Below are 18,506 nucleotides of genomic sequence, written 5' to 3' on the forward strand. Positions count from 1 at the left end.
CCACCACGCACCTTAAAAAAATCCTAATATTCCACGGTCATCATTCAAGATGTCCCACTTGGCCAGAAGAAGTTCCTCTCCATGCACCTGCTCCTCGTAGAAGACGACGACATGCTGGGTGAAGCCGTGTGCGATGGCGCACGCCAGAGCGGCTGGTCCATCGATCGCGTCGGCAATGCATCCGCCGCCCGGATCGCGCTGATCGACCATACCTATGCCGCCGTGCTGCTGGACCTGGGCCTTCCGGGTGGGGAGTCGGGCCTGACCGTGCTGCGTTCGATGCGAAGCCGCTACGACCCGACACCGGTCCTGATTCTAACGGCGCGCGATCAGTTGAGCGAGCGCATCCACGGCCTCGACGCGGGCGCCGACGACTACCTCGTCAAGCCTTTCCAGTTCGACGAGTTGTGGGCGCGCGTTCGCTCGGTCATTCGCCGCAGCCAGGGTCGCGTGATACCCGTTTTCACCCGTGGCGACGTCACGGTCGACCGCAGTCGCCGTGTGGTCACCAAGGCCGGTGTCGATGTGCTGCTGAGCGCGCACGAGTACCGCACCCTGCTCGCCCTGCTCGAACGCCCCGGCCATGTCGTCACGCGCGATCAGCTGCAGGATGTGGTCTACGGAACGGCCAGTGTCGTCGAGAGCAACACCATCGCCGTATTCATTCACCAGTTGCGCCGCAAGCTCGGCGACGACCTGATCCGCACCGTCCATGGCCACGGCTATGTCGTCGACCAGGCTCCGCCGTGAAGTCGAAGTCGCTCTATGCACGGATGATCCTGGTGCTGGGCGCGACCATCGCCCTGTGCTGGATCGCAGCGTTCGCGACGCTTTTCGCGTATCTCTCGCACAACAAGGCCAGCATCTGGGACGACAAGCTCAAGACCATCGCCACGCGCATCCTGCTGACAATTCCGGCTGGCAAAGACATGGTGGCGACAGGGCCCGGATTGCAACTGCGCGATCCCGCATTGGCCGAGAGCGAGCAGCTCGTTTTTCAGGTCTGGATTGACCGCAAACGGTTGTCCGTTCGCACGCCCGGCGCACCGGCATCCCCGCTGCGGCCTGACTTCGAGGATGGCATTGCCACCACAGTGATCGAGGGAAGGCGCTGGCGCGTCTATTCGGTTTCGGATTCAGAGGGCCGAATCTGCGTGCAGGTCGGCAATCTCCACAGCGTGGTGGATGCCGAAATGCAGCACGAAGCATTGGTTGGCTTGGTACTCAGCTCGATTCTCTTGCTGATCGTAGGCACACTGATGTGGTTCGTTGTTCGCAGTTCGCTCAAGCCCGTTGTGGCGCTGGAAGCCGCCATGCGAAGCCGGCGCAAGTTCGACCTCACACCGCTGACCTCTTCCACGCTGCCGCGCGAGCTGCATCCGTTGATTGCTTCGTTCAATCATCTGTTGGAACAGGTCTCCGATTCGATCGAAGGCGAGCGCCGCTTCATCGGTGATGCCGCGCACGAGTTGCGAACCCCCCTTTCCACGCTGCAAGCACAAGCCCAGATCGCACTGCGTGCCACCACATTGGTCGACAAAGACGTGGCGCTGACCAAACTGCTTCTGGTCGCGCAGAGAAGTACTCGACTGTCCGAACAACTGCTCGACCTGGCTCGACTGAATTCGAGCGCCAACGCCCCACAGCACGCGCTTGCAAACTTGAGCGATCTCACTCTGCTCGTGGCGCGAGATTTCGACACCCATGCCTTTCAGCAGGAGCGTGCGATCCAACTCGATATTCGCAGCAATTGCATCATCCTCTGCAATATCGACGAGATGGGAATCCTGCTGCGCAACCTGATCGACAACGCGCTGCGGTACACCGCGAAGGGAGGACGCATCCGCGTCAGTTGCGGGCATGAGCCTGGCGCCACACAGGAAGACGGGCAGAAGGTTAGACAACGGGTCTATCTGGAAGTGGCGGACGACGGTCCTGGCGTTCCGCTGTCGGAACGACAGGCGATCTTCGAACGCTTCTATCGAGTCGAAGGTACTTCCGTGCGCGGCAGCGGTATCGGGTTGTCGCTCGTGGCCGGGATTGCCCACCTGCACCAAGCAACGATCGAGACCGGGGATGGATTGGAAGGGCGAGGTTTCTGCATTCGGATCGTTTTCCGTTCGGCAGAAGCCCTATCTTGATTTTGTAGCCGCCGGCCGAGGAATGGTGAAGGCCGTCTCTGGAAGAGGAAATCTGTCACCTCCAGACCAGAAGGGCCGCCAGACACTCAAATTGGCAATGCGACGATCAAGGTCAACGCGTTGCCGCGGACCTGGACGCTGGGGCGATGCAGTCTTGTCTGCAAATCGAAGTCATCCGGAGCTTGAATCCCTGATGTTCGTTGCACAGCTTCAGCACATACCCCTGGCCGCGCACGGTGTGGAGCAGCTTCAGGTCGAACGGATCGTCCAGTTTCTGGCGAAGCCTGAGGATGCCGACTGTGACCATGTTGTCCCGCTCGCCGGTGCTCGATCCCCACGCGGCCTTGATCAGCTCCCCGCGCGACAGCACCTGGCCTCTGCGTGCCATCAGCGCATCCAGAAGCTCGAACAGCGTGGCACTGAGGCCGAGATCCAGGCCTTGACGAAACGCCTTGCCGCTCGCGCGATCGATGGCCAGGTCCGCCAGCCGCAGCACGGCCGCCTCCGGACCATGACCGGCGGATGCAAGCGCCCAGGCGCGCGCCACCAGATCGGCGGGCGCACAAGGCTTGATCAGGTACTCGGTCGCGCCCTGCGCCAGTCCTTCAAGACGGTCGGCCACCTGGTCTCGTTGCGTCAGCACCAGCAGCGGGGCACTGCTGTTGCGCCGAACGGAACGTATCGCTACGTGCGCGGCGGCCGGCTGTGCGGCGTCGAGAAGAATCAGTGCGTACGGCTTGCTTGCGAAAAGCCACGCGTCGGCATCGCGGGAGTCGATCACGTCGACAGCCAGACCACATCTTCCGAGCACGCCGCCAAGTTCGTCGCGCGTTCCGTTTCCGGATCTGAGAAGCAGGACATTCATGGGTTGGAACCCTTTGCCGGTGTCGAAGCCAGCGCAGCCGGCGCATTCGGGGACATGTCGGGTTGTCTGTGCGCGCAACCGTCCATCAGAAAGACGCCGACCACCATCACGAGCACCGCGGCATGGGCGACTGCAAAGCTGGATGGAAATTTCACTTGCTGTCATCCGGTCGCAGGAGCCGCGCGAAGCTTGTGTTATCCCTGACTGCCGGACCGCTGACGTCCTCCGGCGCACTAAAAGCGATGCCCCAGAGCAGGGTGGATGAGAACGATGGCGTGCTCAGCGTCGCACCGCTTGAGATGAGCTGCACGTCGAACCCGCTCGTGTGCCAGAAGCGTGTGTTGGCACCCTCGAAATTGTCATAGGGCGCGTTCACGAAGATCCTCATTAACGCGCCGCGGCCGTCACCGTCGGGCTCACGGGCGGCGACTTGGCCGACCTTGATGCGTTGGAAGAGCACCGGTGAGCCCACGTCGAGCAAACCGGCGTCCTCGACATGCAGCAGGAACTGCGTGCCACCGGCATCCGATCCTTCGGTCGTTCTGAAGCTCTCCTCGATCCTGGAGCCTCGGCCGAGCATGACCCGAGCGATCAGTGCGACGCCGACAGGTGCGGAGATCAAAGGGACAAGCCAGATCATCGTGTTCCCGTTACCTACGCGCTAGTCGAGCGATACAACATGATCGCTCTCGCTCGGAGCGCACCTGTCGGCAACAGGTTCCCAGCCGCGATGCACCACGACCTGCCTGCTGTCGTGGCACAGCTCGATGCGCTCGCTTGCGGGGCGTTGCTCACGCACGAAGGCTTCCACGGTCGAGGGCAGGCTGACGTGCAGCTTCAGCGCATAGATGTCGTCCTGCGGGTGGTCGTCCAGGTGCAGCAGCGGCACGAAGTTCGACGCGAAGACGAGCGCATGCGAGCCGACATCGACCGGCTCGGGCTTGTAGGGTGCCTCGCGCAACCATTGCTGGGCGCGCTCGCGCAGATTGTCTCCGTCGGGCAGATCGCCCCACGCCACGGCGAGCAGTTCCATGACCCACTGGTTGCAGTTCTGGTAGCGCAGGCTGAACGGATAGGCATTGGCGCTGTAGCGTGCGGCCAGCAGATGCATGGCGCGCGGCGTGTCGAGCGCCGCGCTGCGCAGCGCCTGTGCCGCTTCGGAGGGCAGGGCCACGATGGAGACATAGCCCAGCGCGGAGTCGTCGATGCCCATGACGAAGCCGGCCAGGCCCTGGTCGTAGAGGCGCGGTTGCCCTTCGTCGCAGGCGTAGTACAGCTGCCGCGCGGACCAGGTGCCGTCCGCGGCTTTCCAGGCGATGGCGGCGTGGGAGTAGCGGATGCGGAAGCGCGAGAGGTCGAGCCCGGAGCGGCTGATCAGCACGGCGTCGCTGCCTGTGGCTGAAAGCGCTTCCTGCACGACGGCGGTGAAGCGCAGCAGGCGATCCTGCTGGCTTGCGGTGAGCGGTTTCGTGCGATCGCAGAACTGCGAGGATGCTGCGTGTGCAGTACCCCCTGCGAAGGCGAGGATGGCCGCGAGGCCCAGCAGCGCCGCCAACTTGCGAGCCACGATCAAAGACTCACGGCGCGCGCGGCGAGGCCCCCGTACCAGTCGTCGGTGAGCACGAGGTAGAACGCCTCGCGCGTATCGCCACGTGCGAAGGCGGTGCCGTAGGTGCGCTGCTGTGCGTGCACAAGGTCACCGAGGCCCAGGCGTTCCTTCGCGAAAGTGGCTTGCGGCAGTTCGAGCACGATGCGCCGCTGCGCGTCGCCGTCGCTCTGCATTGCGACGCGCGTGAAGCCCTCGCGGTCGCCGGCCCGCGCGATCTCCGTGATGCGGTAGTCGCCTTCGGCCACCTTGTCGCCGTCGAACGAACTCTTGCTGGAACCGCGCAGCGACGCGGACACGCTGTTGCTGGATGCGGAGCCGGCACTGGAGGCTACGGACGCAGCGAAGCTGCCGGCGTGGGCGTTGAAGGCTGCGGCGAGTATGGCTGCGATGCCTGCAAGGCGGAAAAAATGAAGGAAGGTCATGGAATGCTCCGGCTGGGTGTGAGGGAGGAAGTCATTTCGCGTGGAAGATGCCGGGCCTGAACCGACGGGCTCGCGTGAAGGCGCACCGAAGCTCTTTGCAGGCCCTGCAATCTGAAGCGCTGGTGCGCCATGCAGCCCTCTGGCCGCGCAAGCGCGGCTAAGGTTTCTCAGAACCGGTAGACGTAGCCCAGACGCACGCCGGACTGACTGGATCGGCTGACGAGCGGGCTGTTCTTGATACCGCTGCCGAAGCTGGTCGCACTCACGTCCAGGAACACCGTTTGCTTGGGGGCCACGGCGTAGTCCACACGCAGGCCCACCTCCATGTTGGCGCTCGACTTCCCTACATAGGCCGGCCGGCCGGACTGAGCTTCGGAGTCCTTCACGCCGTAGTAGTAGTCGACATACTTGCTGTCCACCCAATGTGCCGCCAGGCGAGGCGTGAAGCCAAAGGCACCTGCAGCGAAGCGTCGGTCGACCTGTACCTTGAACCGAGAGCCCTTGCTGTTGCCCGATCCGTCGGCCAGCAGTTCGGCCGACAGGTTGGCAATGTCATTGCGCCAGATGGCCGCGCCGCCCAGCCACAGGCCGCTCTTGCGCTTGTCCATGCCATTGAGGAATGGCGAGTCGTCGGCCTCGTAGCCGTCTCCAGCGAGCCGCGCGCGCAGCCGCAAAGAAACCGGCCCTACGGATGTCAGCTTCAGATCGGCGCTCGGAAACGCGACGCTGACCCACTTGTTCTCGTAGGTGATCATCGGAATGCCCTGGGCCTTGTTGTTGAAGTCGCGATAGGGCTTTTGCTCCATGGCCACGCCAATGCCAAGGCCCCATTGCGAACTCGCTTCGGGGCTTTTTTCTGCATCGGCCTGTGCCCACGCCGGCGAAAGGAAGGCGGCGCACGCGACCCCCGCGGCGATGGCCGTGAAAGGCAGGTGGGCGCGGAAGTTCTTGCCTTGCTTCACAAGGCGGATTCGTTCTGTCATGGAAATCCTCGGGGTTGAAAAAATCAGTGGTTTGCAGCAGGCGGCGCCGCGCTGTCATCGCTGCTCCGACCGGGCTGCGAGGCGCCAAGGACGAGGCTCTGTCTGCGTTGCAGATAGGTGTCGCGGACAAGGAGATAGCGATCGAGCGCGACGTCGTCGAGCAGGCGCGTTGCCGGCAGAAGATCCGCACGCTTGCTCGTGAACTGCGCCACGGTCAAGCCACCGCCGAGCGCGCTGTTGGAGACGAAGGTCTGCGGCGTCAGCATCATGTCGACCGGAATGTTGGCGGTGTCGCGCACGGTCGAGGGCCCCATCAGGGGCAAGACGACATAGGCGCCTGATCCGACGCCCCAGCGCCCAAGGGTCTGGCCCAGATCGGCGGATTGGCGCGGTAGCCCCAGCGGTGTCGCAACATCGAACACGCCGAGTAATCCCACCGTGGTGTTCGTCGCCACGCGCGCCAGGTCGGTCAGGCCTTCTCTTGGCCGACCTTGCAACACCAGGTTCACGCCAGAGCCAAGGTCGCGGGGATTGGCGAAGAAATTCCTGACGCCACCGCGCACCGGCTCTGGCACAACGCGCTCGTAGCCGCGGGCAACAGGGGCCAGCACAGCCTTGTCTACGGTTTCGTTGAAGCCGAAGACCTGGCGGTTCATGGCTTCGAGGGGATCAGGGCGTTGGGGGGTGGCGCAACCGCCAAGCAACAAGGCGCCAGCCAGCGACAGGATGGCCGTGGCCTTGGCCGCGAGGCCCCTCGGGGCCAGCGTCGACCTGAACGGGACGCCAGCGAATACGAGGCAGTTCAGCATGGGAACTCCAGTGGGGATACCTGGCAATCGACACCATGTCGTCGCCTTCTGGAGCGGATGCTGAGGGAGCGGGTTTAATAACTTTTTAGTGGTTTTAAGATTTGATTAACCAACCCGAAATTCGGATTGACCAGAAGAACCGTCCATCGACGCACAGTCCCCGCAGGTAACCATCACCCCATCACACGTGCGAGCTTGGCTCCCGGCCCCAAGGTGGATCCCGCAACGCTTCCACCAAAAAGTCAACGAGTCGCCGTACCTTCAGCGGCAGTTGCTTGCGCGTCGGGTAGACGGCGAAAATTCCCAGCTCGGCCGCGCGAAACTCCAGCATGAGCTCGACGAGCGCACCGCTGCGCAGGTCTTCGTGGACCAGGAAATCGGGCTGCAGGATGATGCCCTGATGCGCCAGCGCCGCGGCTCGGCAGGTGTCACCGTTGTTGGCGTGGATGCGCGAGTGCGTGCGCACCGTGACCTCGCCTTGGGGCCCCTGGAAACTCCACACGTCCCCGGATGACCAGTAGGTGTATGAGATCACGTCGTGTCGGGCCAGTTCATGCGGTTGCGTGGGGATGCCGTGATGCGCGAGGTAGGGCGGTGAGGCGCACAGCACCATGCGCGTTCGTGCAAGTGCGCGGCTGATCAGATTGGAGTCGGACATCCGCGCGATGCGTATGACCAGGTCATAGCCCTCCTCGACCAGGTCGACCACGCGGTCCGACAGCACGATGTCCAGCGTGACTAGGGGGTTCTCCGCCGCGAATCGACCCCAGAGCGCCGCCAGGTGCAACGCGCCGAAGGTCTGCGGTGCACCAATGCGCAAGCGTCCCTGTGCCTGGCCCGTGCTTAAGCCCACCTCGGCCTCCGCTTCCTGGACCGCCTGGAGAACCTCCTTGCAACGCTGGTAGTAGATCTGGCCCTCGCTGGTGAGCGACAGCCGACGCGTCGTGCGCTGCAACAGTCGCGTGCCCAGGTGTTCCTCCAGTTCGGTGACATGCCGCGACACGGCTGGTTTCGACAGCGCTGTCGCGTCCATCGCGCCGACGAAGCTGCCGGCCTCGACCACGGCAGTGAAGGTTTTCATGGCTTGAAGAAGGTCCATCGTCTCGATTTTCAGAACAATATATGCCGTGAACAGTTGTTTATCTCGAAGACTGATATTAATAAAGTTCTTCCATGCCAGCACATCGCGCTGGCAGACAGGCCGCCGAACTCCCCGATGGCCGCGGCTCCAACCCCACCACTGAAGGACTTTCATCATGAACATCACACTCATCGGCGCCGGCAACATGGGCGCGGGCTTTGCCAAGCAACTCACCGCCGCCGGCCACAAGGTGCGCGTGACCTCGCGCGATCTGACCAAGGCACAGGCGCTGGCCTCCACCTATCCAGGTGCAACGGCCGTGGCACCGGCCGAAGCGCTGGGCAACTCCGAAGTCGTCATCGTCGCCACCGGTTTTGCCGATGCTGTGCCTGCGCTGAAGGCACTCGGCCCGCTCGAAGGTCGCGTCGTGGTCGACATCACGAACCCGCTGACGAATGACTACATGGGCCTGACGCTGGGCTTCGAAACGTCCGCCGCCGAAGAACTCGCCAAGGCACTGCCTGGCGCACAAGTGGTCAAGGCCTTCAACACCGTGTTGGCTCAAGTGTTGGCCGATGGCCCCGCGTTCGCGAACGGGCAGACCGTGCCCGTGTTCTATGCCGGTGACGACGAGCGTGCCAAGCAGACCGTGCGCGCTCTGGTCGAAAGCATCGGCTTCCAAGCCGTGGACGCGGGAGGGCTGAAGAACGCGCGCTACCTGGAGCCAGTAGCGGGTCTCAACATCTACTTCGCCTACGGCGCCGGACAAGGCACACAGATCTCGCCCACCTGGATCCGCCGCGTCTGATCCCCTCGATTTCCATCTCCAACGAGTACAAACATGCACAAGAAACTGACCCAAATCGCCGCCGCCATCGCTTTGGCGGGTGCAGCCACCCTTGCCGTCGCACAGGATCGCCCGGCCGACATCGTGAGCCCGATCACCGACAAGGTGCTGTCTACCAAGACCAGCCCGGCGGACGCCCGCAAGGCCGGACGCGCGGCCTACGAGAAGCCCACTCCGGACAACAGCATCATGCTGTTCATCGACCACCAGGTCGGCCTGATGGCCAGCGTCCGCGACTTCGCCCAGGCATCGGGCTACAAGGCCAACGTGGTGTCCCTGGCGCAGATGGCCAAGGCGCTGAAGATCCCTGTGCTCCTGTCGTCATCGAACGCCCAATGGCAGAACGGTGACCTGCTGCCGGAACTCAAGGAGATCTTCAAGGACCAGCCCATCTACCGCCGCACCGGCATCATCAACGCCTACGAGGATCCGACCTTCCGCAAGGCGCTGGAGAACCTGGTCGCCAAGACGGGCCGCAGGCACATCATCATCTCGGGTGTGACGCTGGGTACATGCGTGACGCTGCCGACGCTGGCGATGGTCAACGACGGCTACGTCGTGCACCCGGTGGTCGACGCATCGGGTGCCTGGAGCAAGTACGAAGCCGAAGCCGCGATGCAGCGCATGAGCGCCGCAGGCGCGCAACTCAACACCGTCTACGCCCTCGGTGCGGAGCTGCAGGCCGACTGGAAGCTTCCGTCGGGCAACGACATGCTGCCGCCGTTCATCAACGGCCTGCCCGAATATGGCTGGATCGTGCAGCAGTTCTGGAACAACGCCGACCCGGCCAAGCGCCCGGTCAAGGATCCGTTCGGTCTCGTCAAGTAGTCCGCCGGCGTCCCCTGTGCCTTGCGGCGCGGGGGACGCCAGCGCCAAGGAGCGTCCCCATGAAGTTTCCTGCTCTCTTCGTCTCGCACGGTGCACCCACCTTTGCGGTGGAGCCTGGCCAGGCCGGCCCTCTGCTGAACGCCATCGGCGAGCGCGTTCTCGCACTGCCCGGGCTGCGAGCCGTCCTGGTGATATCGCCGCACTGGCGCACGCGCGGCCTGCGCATCGGTGCCAGTGCACGGCCCCAGACCATCCATGACTTCGGCGGCTTCCCCGCGTCGTTGTATGCGCTGCACTACCCTGTTGAAGGGGCGCCGGATGTGGCGCGCGAGGTGGCCGAGCTGCTGACACAGTCGGGGCTCTCCGCGCAACTGGTGGATGAGCAGGGGCTGGACCATGGCGCCTGGGTACCGCTGATGCACATGCTGCCCGGCGCTTCGGTGCCAGTGTTTCAACTGTCGCTGCCGATCGAACTGCGTCCCGCCGATGCGCTCGCCCTTGGGAGCGCTCTGGCACCGTTACGCGAACAAGGTGTACTTGTCGTGGGTTCGGGCAGCCTCACTCACAACCTGTATGAGTTCCGTCAGTCTGAAACCGAGGCGCCCGAGGACTACGTGCGAGAGTTCGTGCAGTGGGCACGCCGGGCGGCCATTGAGCATGACGTGAGCGCCTTGGTCGACTTCCGAGGTGCCCCGCACGGCCGTCGCGCCCACCCTTCGGACGAGCACTACTTGCCGCTGCTCGTCGCAGCCGGTACCAGCAGCGCGGGGGAACCTGTCGAAGTCATCGAAGGCGGCGTCACCTACGGTGTGCTTTCGATGGAAGGTTACGTATTCGGTGAACTGCCCGGCGTGTCCGCCGCGGCCTGACTCATTGCATGTCCAGGAAAAAAACACATGTCTTCCATGTCCATCATCGTCCAACAACCCGAAGGCCCAGCGTCCAGTCTGGTGCTGCTCACGCACGGTGTCGGCTCCGTACCGCAATCCATGCTGGGCGTCGCGCGCTGGTTCACCAACCACGACCGAAACGCCATGGTGGTCAGCGTCGCATCGCCCGAACCTTCTGATATTTCCAACGGACTCCAGTGGTTCTCGGTGCGCAACGTGACCGAGGCCAATCGCCAGGCACGCGTGGATGCGGCCATGCCAGTCTTCGTGGCGACCGTGCGGCACTGGCAGCAGGCTTCGCGTGTCAATGAACAACGCACGTTGATCGCCGGTTTCTCACAGGGCGCGATCATGGCGCTCGAATCCACCAAGCTCGCAGCGCCTCCCGCGCTGCGCATCGTCGCCATTGCGGGACGATTCGCCACGCTGCCGCAGCAAAAATCCGCCGCTGCGATTCATCTTTTGCATGGCAGTTCAGACCCAGTGATGCCCGCTGCTTTGGGACAGTCCGCGCAAGCGCGGCTGCTTGAATTGGGCGTTGACGCGACCTTGGACTTGGCGCCCGGCGTCGGGCACGAACCTCATCCCGCGTTGCTAGCAAATCTAGCAACGCGACTTGCGCCAGCCTGAGCGACAAATAGCACGTGCTCTTCGCGACGTAGCTCCCGTCCATCACTCCGAGAGGCGCGACAGAAAGACCTTGGGCAGCTTCTTCGCGCGGGGCCCTACTCCCGCCCTTCGAAGAAGGAGGTCCGGGGCATCATGCCGAAAGCGAGGCGCAGAACTCGAAATGCTCGACGAAGGGAGGTTGCGCGAAGAAGGGGCCGACGATAGCCCGCCATTGCGCATATGCCGGCGATGCGCGAAACCCGATTGTGTAGTCTTCCAGAGTGTCCCAGTGAATCAGCGGTACGAATCGTTCGGGAGTTTCGACGCTTCGGCGTACCTCGTATTTGCGAAAGCCATCCGCCTTCGAAAGAACCGTTTCGAGGCCATGGCGCGCGGCCTGTTCAAACTCGGCCTGCTGGCCGGAATGGACGCGAATGTCGGCAAGTTCCAGGATCATCGTTCGTCTTTCCTCAGATGGGCATCTCGTTGCGGACCGGAGCAAGCAAACCAGCAGATCGGCACCATCCTCGATTCGATCCGCGCCACTGGCTTTGAGTCGATTCCGAGCGTGCAGGTCCGCGGCCTCTACGCCATCAGCTTCTCGATTCTCGACACGCAGGGGCAAGCAATCGCCGCACTCACCGTGCCGTACGCCGAGCGGATCGATCAGGTACAGCGAAAGTCGATTCCAGAGGTCACCCAGGCGCTAGGCATCGCCGCTCGCACCTTGTCAGCACGGATAGGAGGGATGGTTTCGTCGGCCGGCCTGAATGCCACGGAAAAAGAAAGCATCCTCAAGCGGACAAAGCGGCCCGGCGAACACTGACCCAGCGTGCTCCTCGATTCAGCCGAATCCATGCTGAGGAACGCGCTCACGACAGCACCTTCGCGAACGAACCAGACCAGAGGCAGCCCATTGGGCGAACCCACGTGAGACTCACGAACGACTTACAGTCGTTTCTGGGCCGCTGAACCGCGCGCATCAAAGCCCTTATTCGGCAAAAGATCGCGACCCCGGCTCCTGAGTTGAGCGAGAAAGGTTTTCGGGGCACCGGCTCAGCAGGGTCTGGACGAACTCCGAGAACACCCGTACTCGTGGAATATCGGAGCGGCCCGGAGGCCATACGAGCCAAATATCACCCCGGGTTGCGTCGCCCCCTTCAAGGACTGCCTGAAGCCGTCCGCCCTTAAGGTGGCCGGCAACCTGATAGATCGGCAACTGCACCAATCCCAACCCACCCAGGGCGGCAACAGCGAGCGTCTCGCCATCATTCAAGACCAAGCCCGCACCCAGCGGTGGCGTCCTCTGCTCGCCTGCGTATTCCCACTGCTCGAGCAGCCCCGTCGTGGGGAACCGATAGCGCACGCATCGGTGATTTGCAAGATCGGCAGGCGATTGGGGCGAACCGAACCTGGCGATGTAGCTGGGGGATGCGCACGTCGCGAATGCATGAGGGCCGATCCTTTGCGCGATCAACCCCGAATTCTTGAGATGACCAAGTCGGACAGTCAAATCGAAACCCTCGGCGACCACGTTGACGATCCGATCATCAAGCCACAAGTCGATCTCAACATCGGGATACGCGTCCAGGAACTGATGAAGAGCAGGCACGATCACGTGCCGCCCCACAACCGTGGGCAAGCTGACCTTGACGCGGCCGCGAGGCGTCTCGCGCGTGCTGCTTATCAAGGCCTCGGCGTCTCGGACACTGCCAAGGATCTGCCGTGCGCGGGCGTACAAGGCTTCTCCTTCTGCGGTGAGCGCGATGGAACGCGTTGTGCGCTGAAGCAGTACGACGCCAAGGCGGCCTTCAAGGCGATCGACCGATTTCCCAACGGCAGAGCCGGAAACGCCGAGTTCTCGTCCCGCCGATGTGAAGCTGCCGAGCTCGACGGTCGTTGCGAAGGCGAGCAGGCCGCTCAAGGAATCAAGGGTAAGCATTCCGGACATGGTGTCCGAAGTGTACGGACACTGGGCCACCTTCAAAAGTATCAGTGTCCGAACCATGATCGGTGCAATGCAGCGAACTCCATGTCCGGATTCACGAATGCCAACTCAACCATGAAACGAATCGCCATGAAAGACCAAGCCCACACTGCTGTCGCGCCGCCGAGCCGCCGCGGATTCATCGTTGCTTCCGGAGCTGTTGGCGCATCGACGGTACTGGCTTGCGCATCGGCGCAAGCTCAGTCCGGCGATGAGAAAACTCCCGCCACCAAAGTGGTGTTGGAGTTCCTGAACAACACCGCACCAGACAAGATCGAAGCTGCCGTCGCACGACTTGTAGCCGAGGACGCAACCTACATCTCTCTCAACTTCGACAATCCGGAGTTGAAGACAATCCTGCCCTGGACCGGCACCCAGAATGGGCGGAAGGCGTACACCAGCACGTTCATCGGTGTTGCAAACTATTGGACGATCGAAGACTTCAAGATCTCCGATGCCTTCGGTGCCGGGGAGAACGTGTCCGTGTTCGGCTCGTTTACCTACCGCTCCAAGACTCGCGGAAAATTGTTCCGCTCACCTCTCGCAATCCATGCGAAGGTGAAGGACGGGAAGATCGTGTACTTTATGTTCATGGAAGACACGTTCGCATCTGCGCGTTCGTTCAGCTCTGGGGGCAAGTGGAAGATCAAGACGGATCCCAAGGGTCCCGAGTACCAGGTCTGACGTCAAGCGCATCCTCGACCAGGCGGCACGCTTCCTGCGTCGGCTGCGTGAATGGGCCGCGACAATCATGAAATGAACAAGGCGCCAAGCCGCTCGTCTCGCGAACGCAGGGCGTCAAGCAACCAGGCAGGCACTGATCGATGGGCGTTGCGTGCCGAGTTTTCCGAGCGAATGCTGATCTCCCTGTGAACAAAGAGATTCTTGATCTCATTGAACCGATGCTCGACCTTCGCGCGCATGCCGGTCTTGAACTGCTCGGCTTGCACCAGCCGCCGCGTCCACTTGTGCATCGGGTTCGACTCGGTCTACATAGGTTCGCCTCAGACGAAGAATCCATCAAGAGCCGGTCTGCTCCACCCTTTGCTTAACGACACCTGGAAGTACTAGGAGCATGCAACGATGACGAAGAAGTTTCTGTGGGCCTTCGCAGGCATCACCGTCCTCGTCGTTGGCGTGGTGCTGAATCTTGCGCTGTGGCCCACGGCCACGCGGAGCATCGCCGCCGCGTCCGACAGCAGTTCGAAAGCTCTCATCGACAAGGGCCGCTACCTGGCCCAGGCGGGCGATTGCGTGGCCTGCCACACGTCGCCGGGCGGGGCGCCATTCACCGGCGGGCTGCCGCTGGCTTCGCCGATCGGTGCGATGTACAGCACCAACATCACGCCCGATCGCGACAGCGGCATCGGCAACTACACGCTCGCCGACTTCGATCGCGCGGTGCGCCACGGCATCCGGATCGACGGCGATTCGCTGTACCCCGCAATGCCTTATCCATCGTATGCGCGCATGAGCGACGACGACGTTCGCGCGCTGTATGCCTTTTTCATGCATGGCGTGGCGCCGGCCCAATCGCAACCGCACCCACGCGGCATTGCCTGGCCGCTGTCGATGCGCTGGCCGATGGCGCTGTGGCGCAAGGCATTCGCACCGCAACCGGATGCAGTGGCCTTCGACGCCGCCCGCTATGCCGACATGTCGGTGGCGCGGGGTGCGTATCTGGTGCAGGGCCCGGGGCATTGCGGCAGTTGCCATACGCCGCGCGCACCGACGATGCAGGAGAAGGCGCTGGACGAGTCCAGCCCCGAGTACCTCGCCGGCGGTCCGCTCATCGACGGATGGGTGGCGGTGAACCTGCGCGGCAATCCGGCGGACGGGCTGGGCGCCTGGTCGGCCGCCGACATCGTCGCGACCCTGCGCAGCGCGCGTAATGCCTCGCACGCAGTGGTCGGCGGTGCGATGAACGATGCCATCGTGCACAGCACGCAGCACCTGAGCGACGACGATCTGAAAGCGATTGCTGCATTCCTGAAGACGCTGCCGCCCTCGGCGCATTCGCCATCGTCGTTCAATGCCGACCCCGCGACCGCCAAGGCGCTGTGGCAGGGCGTCAACGCGACGCGCGGCGCCGAGCTATACATCGACAACTGCGCGGCCTGCCATCGCAGCGACGGTCTGGGCTACGCGCAGGTGTTTCCGCGCATCGCCGGCAACTCCACCGTGCTGGCAGGCGATCCGAGTTCGGTGATTCGCCTGATCCTCGAGGGCAGCAAATTACCCGCCACGCGCGTCGCGCCATCGGAGCTTGGCATGCCCGGCTTCGGCTGGCGCCTGTCGGACGACGAAGTGGCACAGCTCGCGAGCTTCACGCGCCAGAGCTGGGGCAACAAGGCCTCGGCCGTGCAGGCTGCACAAGTCGGCACGATCCGCAGCGCCATCGAGAAGGAGCGGGCTGCGCAGGCCGCTCCCGCGCGTTGACTGATCGCCTCATGAACCCAGACAGGAGCATGCCCGTGACTGCACCGGACTCATCGCAAACACCATCGAGGCGCCAGCTGTTCAAGGGATTGGGCGCAGCGACCCTCGCCGTCGCAGTCCTTCCCGGGTGCGACACCCGGCAGTCGGCGGCCGGACAAGGAGGGGCCACAGCAAGCAACCCGGCACCGGGCACCTATGCGCCACGGTTCTTCACCGCCAGTGAATGGACCTTCGTCAATGCCGCCAGCGCGCGGCTGATCCCGAACGACGCGTTGGGTCCCGGAGCTGTGGAGACCGGCGTGCCCGAGTACATCGATCGGCAGATGGACACGCCCTGGGCCACCGGCAAGCTCTGGTACATGCAAGGGCCATTCAACGCCGACGCGCCGGCCACGATGGGCTATCAGTCCCAGCTCACCCCGCAGCAGATCTATCGCCTGGGCATTGCCGCCGCCGACGGTTTCGTGCAGAAGGCGCAAGGCAAATCCTTCGTGCAACTCGCGGCGGACGCGCAGGACGCGGCGCTGCATGCAATCGAATCCGGCCAAGCCGTGTTCGACGCCGTGCCGGCGAAGCTGTTCTTCTCGATGCTGCTGCAGAACGCGCGTGAAGGTTTCTTCGCCGATCCGGTGCACGGCGGCAACCGCGGCCTCGCGGGCTGGAAGCTGATCGGGTTTCCCGGGGCGCGCGCCGACTTCATGGACTGGGTCGAGCGGGACGTGAGGTACCCGCTGCCACCCGTGGCCTTGAGTGGGCAAAGGAGCTGAGCATGGCAGGCAACACGATGAAGAAGGCCGATGTGGTGATCGTCGGCTTCGGCTGGACCGGCGCGATCATGGCCAAGGAGTTGACCGAGGCCGGTTTGAACGTGGTCGCCCTCGAGCGCGGCCCGATGCAGGACACCGCCACCGACGGCATCTACCCCAAGGTGCTGGACGAGCTCACCTACAACATCCGCCGCAAGCTGTTCCAGGACGTGTCGCGCGAGACCGTGACGATCCGCCACGGCGTGAACGACACGGCGCTGCCCTATCGGCAGCTGGGTGCTTTCCTGCCCGGAACCGGTGTCGGTGGCGCGGGGCTGCACTGGTCGGGCGTGCACTTTCGCGTCGACCCCGCCGAGCTGCGCCTGCGCAGCCACTACGAAGAACGCTACGGCAAGAAGTTCATTCCCGAGGGCATGACGATCCAGGACTTCGGCGTCAGCTACGAAGAGCTGGAGCCGCATTTCGACTTCGCCGAAAAAGTGTTCGGCACCTCGGGTACCGCGTGGACCGTGGCCGGCCAGAACGTGGGCGAAGGCAAGGGCGGCAACCCGTTCGCGGCCGACCGCTCGCACGCCTTCCCGCTGCCCGCCCAGAAGCGCACGGTGTCGGCACAACGCTTCGGCGATGCCGCGGCCAAGATGGGCTATCACCCCTACGACCTGCCGTCGGCCAACGCTTCGGGGCCGTACACCAATCCGTACGGCTGCCAGATGGGGCCGTGCAATTTCTGCGGCTACTGCAGCGGCTACGTCTGCTACAACTATTCGAAGGCCTCGCCCAACGTCAACGTGCTGCCGGCGCTGCGCCAGGCACCGAACTTCGAGCTGCGCACGAATGCGCACGTGCTGCGGGTGAACCTCACGGCCGATCGCCGCACCGCCACGGGCGTCACCTACATGGACGCTCAGGGGCGCGAGGTGGAGCAGCCGGCGGACATCGTGGTCATCGCCGCGTTCCAGTTCCACAACGTGCGGCTGATGCTGCTGTCGGGCATCGGCACGCCCTACGATCCGGCGACCGGCAAAGGCACCGTCGGGCGCAACTTCGCCTACCAGAACATGGCGACGATCAAGGCCTTCTTCGACAAGGACGTGCACGCCAACCCCTTCATCGGCGCAGGCGGCAACGGCGTGGCGATCGACGACTTCAACGCCGACCACTTCGACCACGGCCCGTTCGGCTTCGTGGGCGGCTCGCCGATGTGGGTCAACCAGGCCGGCGTGAAGCCGATCAGCGGCATCTCGTTGCCCGAGGGTGCGCCCGGCTGGGGCAGCGCGTGGAAGCAGGCCGTTGCCGACAATTACACGCACACGATGTCGATGGATGCGCATGGCGCGCACATGAGCTACCACGACAACTACCTGAGCCTGGACCCGACCTACAAGGACGCCTGGGGCCTGCCCTTGCTGCGCATGACCTTCGACTGGAAGGACAACGACATCCGTATGACCCGCTTCATGGCCGAGAAGATGCGCGGCATCGCAGAGGCGATGGGCCCCAAGGCCGTGCGGGTGTTCGTCAAGAACTTCGGCGAGCACTTCGACACGACGAGCTACCAGACCACCCACCTCAATGGCGGCGCGATCATGGGCACCGACCCGGGCACCAGCGCGGTCAACCGCTACTTGCAGAGCTGGGATGTGCACAACGTCTTCGTGCCCGGTGCGTCGGCCTTCCCGCAGGGGCTGGGCTACAACCCGACCGGTCTGGTTGCGGCGCTGGCCTACTGGTCGGCAAAGGCGATACGCGAGCGCTACATTGCGAGGCCTGCGGCACTGGTCTGACTCGGAAGTGCCCGAAAGAGACTCGAATCGATCGAGAGAGCAACCAGTTCAACGGCGCCTGGGTCTCCTGTGGATGCCCAGGGGAGCGAGCAGGTCAAGATTGATTGCTCCAGCCATGGCCGGGTAGCCGGCGCGGTTGGGGTGAAGAAAATCGATTGCGGCCGTACTGCTGTTCGCCTGGAACTCCGGCCGTAGTTGACCTGTGCTCGGATCAATGGTCACCGCCTCGAAGATTCCGGCGGTGCGAATGAAACTGTTGACCACCTGCAGGCGGGTGTTCAGTTCGGGCGTTCCATATCCAAGAGTCGGACTGCCCAAGCTTGAAAGGATAGTCGCTTGAATGATCTTCAAGCCAGGTCGACGTGCACGCATCGTGGCCACGCCTGACTTGATCCCATTGACTACGGCCTCCGCCGAGGCCCCCCGCATTCAAGTCGTTGATGCC

General features: G+C 63.5%; 22 protein-coding genes. 11 read left to right on the top strand and 11 right to left on the bottom strand.

The window, feature by feature from the left end:
• The first annotated feature begins 81 nt into the window (after positions 1-81).
• Positions 82-750 carry a response regulator transcription factor gene (locus tag BM013_RS09585; protein WP_093125846.1) on the top strand — a complete coding sequence of 223 codons (669 nt, stop codon included), beginning with the start codon at positions 82-84 and terminating at the stop codon, positions 748-750.
• On the top strand, positions 747-2,141 hold the full coding sequence (locus BM013_RS09590) for an ATP-binding protein (protein WP_093125848.1): 1,395 nt from the start codon (positions 747-749) through the stop codon (positions 2,139-2,141). The genes BM013_RS09585 and BM013_RS09590 overlap by 4 nt, the downstream gene beginning before the upstream one ends.
• A gap of 112 nt (positions 2,142-2,253) precedes the next feature.
• Here BM013_RS09590 and BM013_RS09595 read toward each other — a convergent pair whose 3' ends face one another.
• From BM013_RS09595 to BM013_RS09625, 7 genes are all read right to left on the bottom strand, one after another.
• Positions 2,254-3,006 carry a response regulator transcription factor gene (locus BM013_RS09595; RefSeq protein ID WP_177225446.1) on the bottom strand — a complete coding sequence of 251 codons (753 nt, stop codon included), beginning with the start codon at positions 3,004-3,006 and terminating at the stop codon, positions 2,254-2,256.
• 151 nt (positions 3,007-3,157) lie between these two features.
• Positions 3,158-3,646 (bottom strand): MlaD family protein, encoded by a 489-nt coding sequence (locus BM013_RS09600; protein ID WP_093125853.1) that lies wholly within the window; start codon positions 3,644-3,646, stop codon positions 3,158-3,160.
• Between the two features lie 21 nt (positions 3,647-3,667).
• Positions 3,668-4,579 (bottom strand): DUF2145 domain-containing protein, encoded by a 912-nt coding sequence (locus BM013_RS09605; RefSeq protein ID WP_371279795.1) that lies wholly within the window; start codon positions 4,577-4,579, stop codon positions 3,668-3,670.
• Positions 4,576-5,037 carry a hypothetical protein gene (locus tag BM013_RS09610; RefSeq protein WP_093125856.1) on the bottom strand — a complete coding sequence of 154 codons (462 nt, stop codon included), beginning with the start codon at positions 5,035-5,037 and terminating at the stop codon, positions 4,576-4,578. The genes BM013_RS09605 and BM013_RS09610 overlap by 4 nt, the downstream gene beginning before the upstream one ends.
• Before the next feature lie 167 nt (positions 5,038-5,204).
• The gene (locus tag BM013_RS09615) at positions 5,205-6,020 is read right to left on the bottom strand and encodes a MipA/OmpV family protein (protein WP_093125858.1); all 816 of its coding nucleotides are present in this window, start codon (positions 6,018-6,020) and stop codon (positions 5,205-5,207) included.
• A 23-nt stretch (positions 6,021-6,043) separates the two neighbouring features.
• The gene (locus BM013_RS09620; protein WP_093125861.1) at positions 6,044-6,829 is read right to left on the bottom strand and encodes an MlaA family lipoprotein; all 786 of its coding nucleotides are present in this window, start codon (positions 6,827-6,829) and stop codon (positions 6,044-6,046) included.
• Between the two features lie 181 nt (positions 6,830-7,010).
• Complete coding sequence (locus tag BM013_RS09625) at positions 7,011-7,928, bottom strand: LysR family transcriptional regulator (protein WP_093125863.1); 918 nt, start codon at positions 7,926-7,928, stop codon at positions 7,011-7,013.
• A gap of 157 nt (positions 7,929-8,085) precedes the next feature.
• Here BM013_RS09625 and BM013_RS09630 point away from each other — a divergent pair, with 157 nt between their 5' ends.
• Genes BM013_RS09630 through ypfH form a run of 4 tightly spaced genes read left to right on the top strand, consistent with a single transcriptional unit; the run spans position 8,086 to position 11,105 of the window.
• Complete coding sequence (locus tag BM013_RS09630) at positions 8,086-8,718, top strand: NADPH-dependent F420 reductase (protein WP_093125866.1); 633 nt, start codon at positions 8,086-8,088, stop codon at positions 8,716-8,718.
• A 33-nt stretch (positions 8,719-8,751) separates the two neighbouring features.
• Positions 8,752-9,585, top strand: a complete 834-nt coding sequence (locus BM013_RS09635; protein ID WP_218153644.1) for an isochorismatase family protein — start codon at positions 8,752-8,754, stop codon at positions 9,583-9,585.
• Between the two features lie 59 nt (positions 9,586-9,644).
• Positions 9,645-10,454 (top strand): dioxygenase family protein, encoded by an 810-nt coding sequence (locus tag BM013_RS09640; protein ID WP_093125869.1) that lies wholly within the window; start codon positions 9,645-9,647, stop codon positions 10,452-10,454.
• A 36-nt stretch (positions 10,455-10,490) separates the two neighbouring features.
• On the top strand, positions 10,491-11,105 hold the full coding sequence (ypfH, locus tag BM013_RS09645; RefSeq protein WP_218153645.1) for an esterase: 615 nt from the start codon (positions 10,491-10,493) through the stop codon (positions 11,103-11,105).
• Positions 11,106-11,235: 130 nt separating this feature from the next.
• Here ypfH and BM013_RS09650 read toward each other — a convergent pair whose 3' ends face one another.
• On the bottom strand, positions 11,236-11,541 hold the full coding sequence (locus BM013_RS09650) for an antibiotic biosynthesis monooxygenase family protein (protein ID WP_093125874.1): 306 nt from the start codon (positions 11,539-11,541) through the stop codon (positions 11,236-11,238).
• On the opposite strand from BM013_RS09650, the gene BM013_RS09655 reads away from it, so the two are divergent.
• Positions 11,509-11,910: an IclR family transcriptional regulator gene (locus BM013_RS09655; protein ID WP_177225447.1), complete on the top strand. Its 402-nt coding sequence runs from the start codon at positions 11,509-11,511 to the stop codon at positions 11,908-11,910. The genes BM013_RS09650 and BM013_RS09655 overlap by 33 nt on opposite strands.
• A gap of 165 nt (positions 11,911-12,075) precedes the next feature.
• Here the strand turns inward: BM013_RS09655 and BM013_RS09660 are convergent, their stop codons facing one another.
• Positions 12,076-13,035: a LysR family transcriptional regulator gene (locus BM013_RS09660; RefSeq protein ID WP_093126789.1), complete on the bottom strand. Its 960-nt coding sequence runs from the start codon at positions 13,033-13,035 to the stop codon at positions 12,076-12,078.
• A 126-nt stretch (positions 13,036-13,161) separates the two neighbouring features.
• Between BM013_RS09660 and BM013_RS09665 the strand changes: the two genes are divergently transcribed.
• Positions 13,162-13,755 (top strand): nuclear transport factor 2 family protein, encoded by a 594-nt coding sequence (locus tag BM013_RS09665; RefSeq protein ID WP_143098267.1) that lies wholly within the window; start codon positions 13,162-13,164, stop codon positions 13,753-13,755.
• A gap of 65 nt (positions 13,756-13,820) precedes the next feature.
• Here the strand turns inward: BM013_RS09665 and BM013_RS09670 are convergent, their stop codons facing one another.
• The gene (locus BM013_RS09670; protein ID WP_093125876.1) at positions 13,821-14,045 is read right to left on the bottom strand and encodes a hypothetical protein; all 225 of its coding nucleotides are present in this window, start codon (positions 14,043-14,045) and stop codon (positions 13,821-13,823) included.
• A gap of 109 nt (positions 14,046-14,154) precedes the next feature.
• Between BM013_RS09670 and BM013_RS09675 the strand changes: the two genes are divergently transcribed.
• Genes BM013_RS09675 through BM013_RS09685 form a run of 3 tightly spaced genes read left to right on the top strand, consistent with a single transcriptional unit; the run spans position 14,155 to position 18,061 of the window.
• A complete protein-coding gene (locus BM013_RS09675; RefSeq protein WP_093125879.1) occupies positions 14,155-15,510 on the top strand; it encodes a cytochrome c in 1,356 nt (451 codons plus the stop codon).
• Between the two features lie 29 nt (positions 15,511-15,539).
• Positions 15,540-16,277 (top strand): gluconate 2-dehydrogenase subunit 3 family protein, encoded by a 738-nt coding sequence (locus tag BM013_RS09680; RefSeq protein ID WP_093125881.1) that lies wholly within the window; start codon positions 15,540-15,542, stop codon positions 16,275-16,277.
• A gap of 2 nt (positions 16,278-16,279) precedes the next feature.
• On the top strand, positions 16,280-18,061 hold the full coding sequence (locus BM013_RS09685) for a GMC family oxidoreductase (RefSeq protein WP_218153646.1): 1,782 nt from the start codon (positions 16,280-16,282) through the stop codon (positions 18,059-18,061).
• A 48-nt stretch (positions 18,062-18,109) separates the two neighbouring features.
• On the opposite strand, the gene BM013_RS40425 is transcribed toward BM013_RS09685, so the two are convergent.
• Positions 18,110-18,490, bottom strand: coding sequence for a GDSL-type esterase/lipase family protein (locus tag BM013_RS40425; protein ID WP_371279802.1), 381 nt, complete (start codon positions 18,488-18,490; stop codon positions 18,110-18,112).
• Positions 18,491-18,506: the final 16 nt, after the last annotated feature.

It is taken from the genome of Variovorax sp. OK605, from assembly GCF_900115445.1.
Classification (GTDB): Bacteria; Pseudomonadota; Gammaproteobacteria; order Burkholderiales; family Burkholderiaceae_C; genus Variovorax.

What these genes read in the sequence shown, in the direction of transcription:
- BM013_RS09635 (WP_218153644.1), top strand. Translation starts at nt 8,752, where the DNA reads ATGCACAAGAAACTGACCCAAATCGCCGCCGCCATCGCTTTGGCGGGT.
- BM013_RS09610 (WP_093125856.1), bottom strand. Translation starts at nt 5,037, where the DNA reads ATGACCTTCCTTCATTTTTTCCGCCTTGCAGGCATCGCAGCCATACTC.
- BM013_RS09600 (WP_093125853.1), bottom strand. Translation starts at nt 3,646, where the DNA reads ATGATCTGGCTTGTCCCTTTGATCTCCGCACCTGTCGGCGTCGCACTG.
- BM013_RS09625 (WP_093125863.1), bottom strand. Translation starts at nt 7,928, where the DNA reads ATGGACCTTCTTCAAGCCATGAAAACCTTCACTGCCGTGGTCGAGGCC.
- BM013_RS09655 (WP_177225447.1), top strand. Translation starts at nt 11,509, where the DNA reads ATGGACGCGAATGTCGGCAAGTTCCAGGATCATCGTTCGTCTTTCCTC.
- ypfH (WP_218153645.1), top strand. Translation starts at nt 10,491, where the DNA reads ATGTCCATCATCGTCCAACAACCCGAAGGCCCAGCGTCCAGTCTGGTG.
- BM013_RS09670 (WP_093125876.1), bottom strand. Translation starts at nt 14,045, where the DNA reads ATGCACAAGTGGACGCGGCGGCTGGTGCAAGCCGAGCAGTTCAAGACC.
- BM013_RS09595 (WP_177225446.1), bottom strand. Translation starts at nt 3,006, where the DNA reads ATGAATGTCCTGCTTCTCAGATCCGGAAACGGAACGCGCGACGAACTT.
- BM013_RS40425 (WP_371279802.1), bottom strand. Translation starts at nt 18,490, where the DNA reads ATGCGGGGGGCCTCGGCGGAGGCCGTAGTCAATGGGATCAAGTCAGGC.
- BM013_RS09615 (WP_093125858.1), bottom strand. Translation starts at nt 6,020, where the DNA reads ATGACAGAACGAATCCGCCTTGTGAAGCAAGGCAAGAACTTCCGCGCC.
- BM013_RS09685 (WP_218153646.1), top strand. Translation starts at nt 16,280, where the DNA reads ATGGCAGGCAACACGATGAAGAAGGCCGATGTGGTGATCGTCGGCTTC.
- BM013_RS09660 (WP_093126789.1), bottom strand. Translation starts at nt 13,035, where the DNA reads ATGTCCGGAATGCTTACCCTTGATTCCTTGAGCGGCCTGCTCGCCTTC.
- BM013_RS09630 (WP_093125866.1), top strand. Translation starts at nt 8,086, where the DNA reads ATGAACATCACACTCATCGGCGCCGGCAACATGGGCGCGGGCTTTGCC.
- BM013_RS09650 (WP_093125874.1), bottom strand. Translation starts at nt 11,541, where the DNA reads ATGATCCTGGAACTTGCCGACATTCGCGTCCATTCCGGCCAGCAGGCC.
- BM013_RS09680 (WP_093125881.1), top strand. Translation starts at nt 15,540, where the DNA reads ATGCCCGTGACTGCACCGGACTCATCGCAAACACCATCGAGGCGCCAG.
- BM013_RS09675 (WP_093125879.1), top strand. Translation starts at nt 14,155, where the DNA reads ATGACGAAGAAGTTTCTGTGGGCCTTCGCAGGCATCACCGTCCTCGTC.
- BM013_RS09585 (WP_093125846.1), top strand. Translation starts at nt 82, where the DNA reads ATGCACCTGCTCCTCGTAGAAGACGACGACATGCTGGGTGAAGCCGTG.
- BM013_RS09620 (WP_093125861.1), bottom strand. Translation starts at nt 6,829, where the DNA reads ATGCTGAACTGCCTCGTATTCGCTGGCGTCCCGTTCAGGTCGACGCTG.
- BM013_RS09640 (WP_093125869.1), top strand. Translation starts at nt 9,645, where the DNA reads ATGAAGTTTCCTGCTCTCTTCGTCTCGCACGGTGCACCCACCTTTGCG.
- BM013_RS09665 (WP_143098267.1), top strand. Translation starts at nt 13,162, where the DNA reads ATGAAAGACCAAGCCCACACTGCTGTCGCGCCGCCGAGCCGCCGCGGA.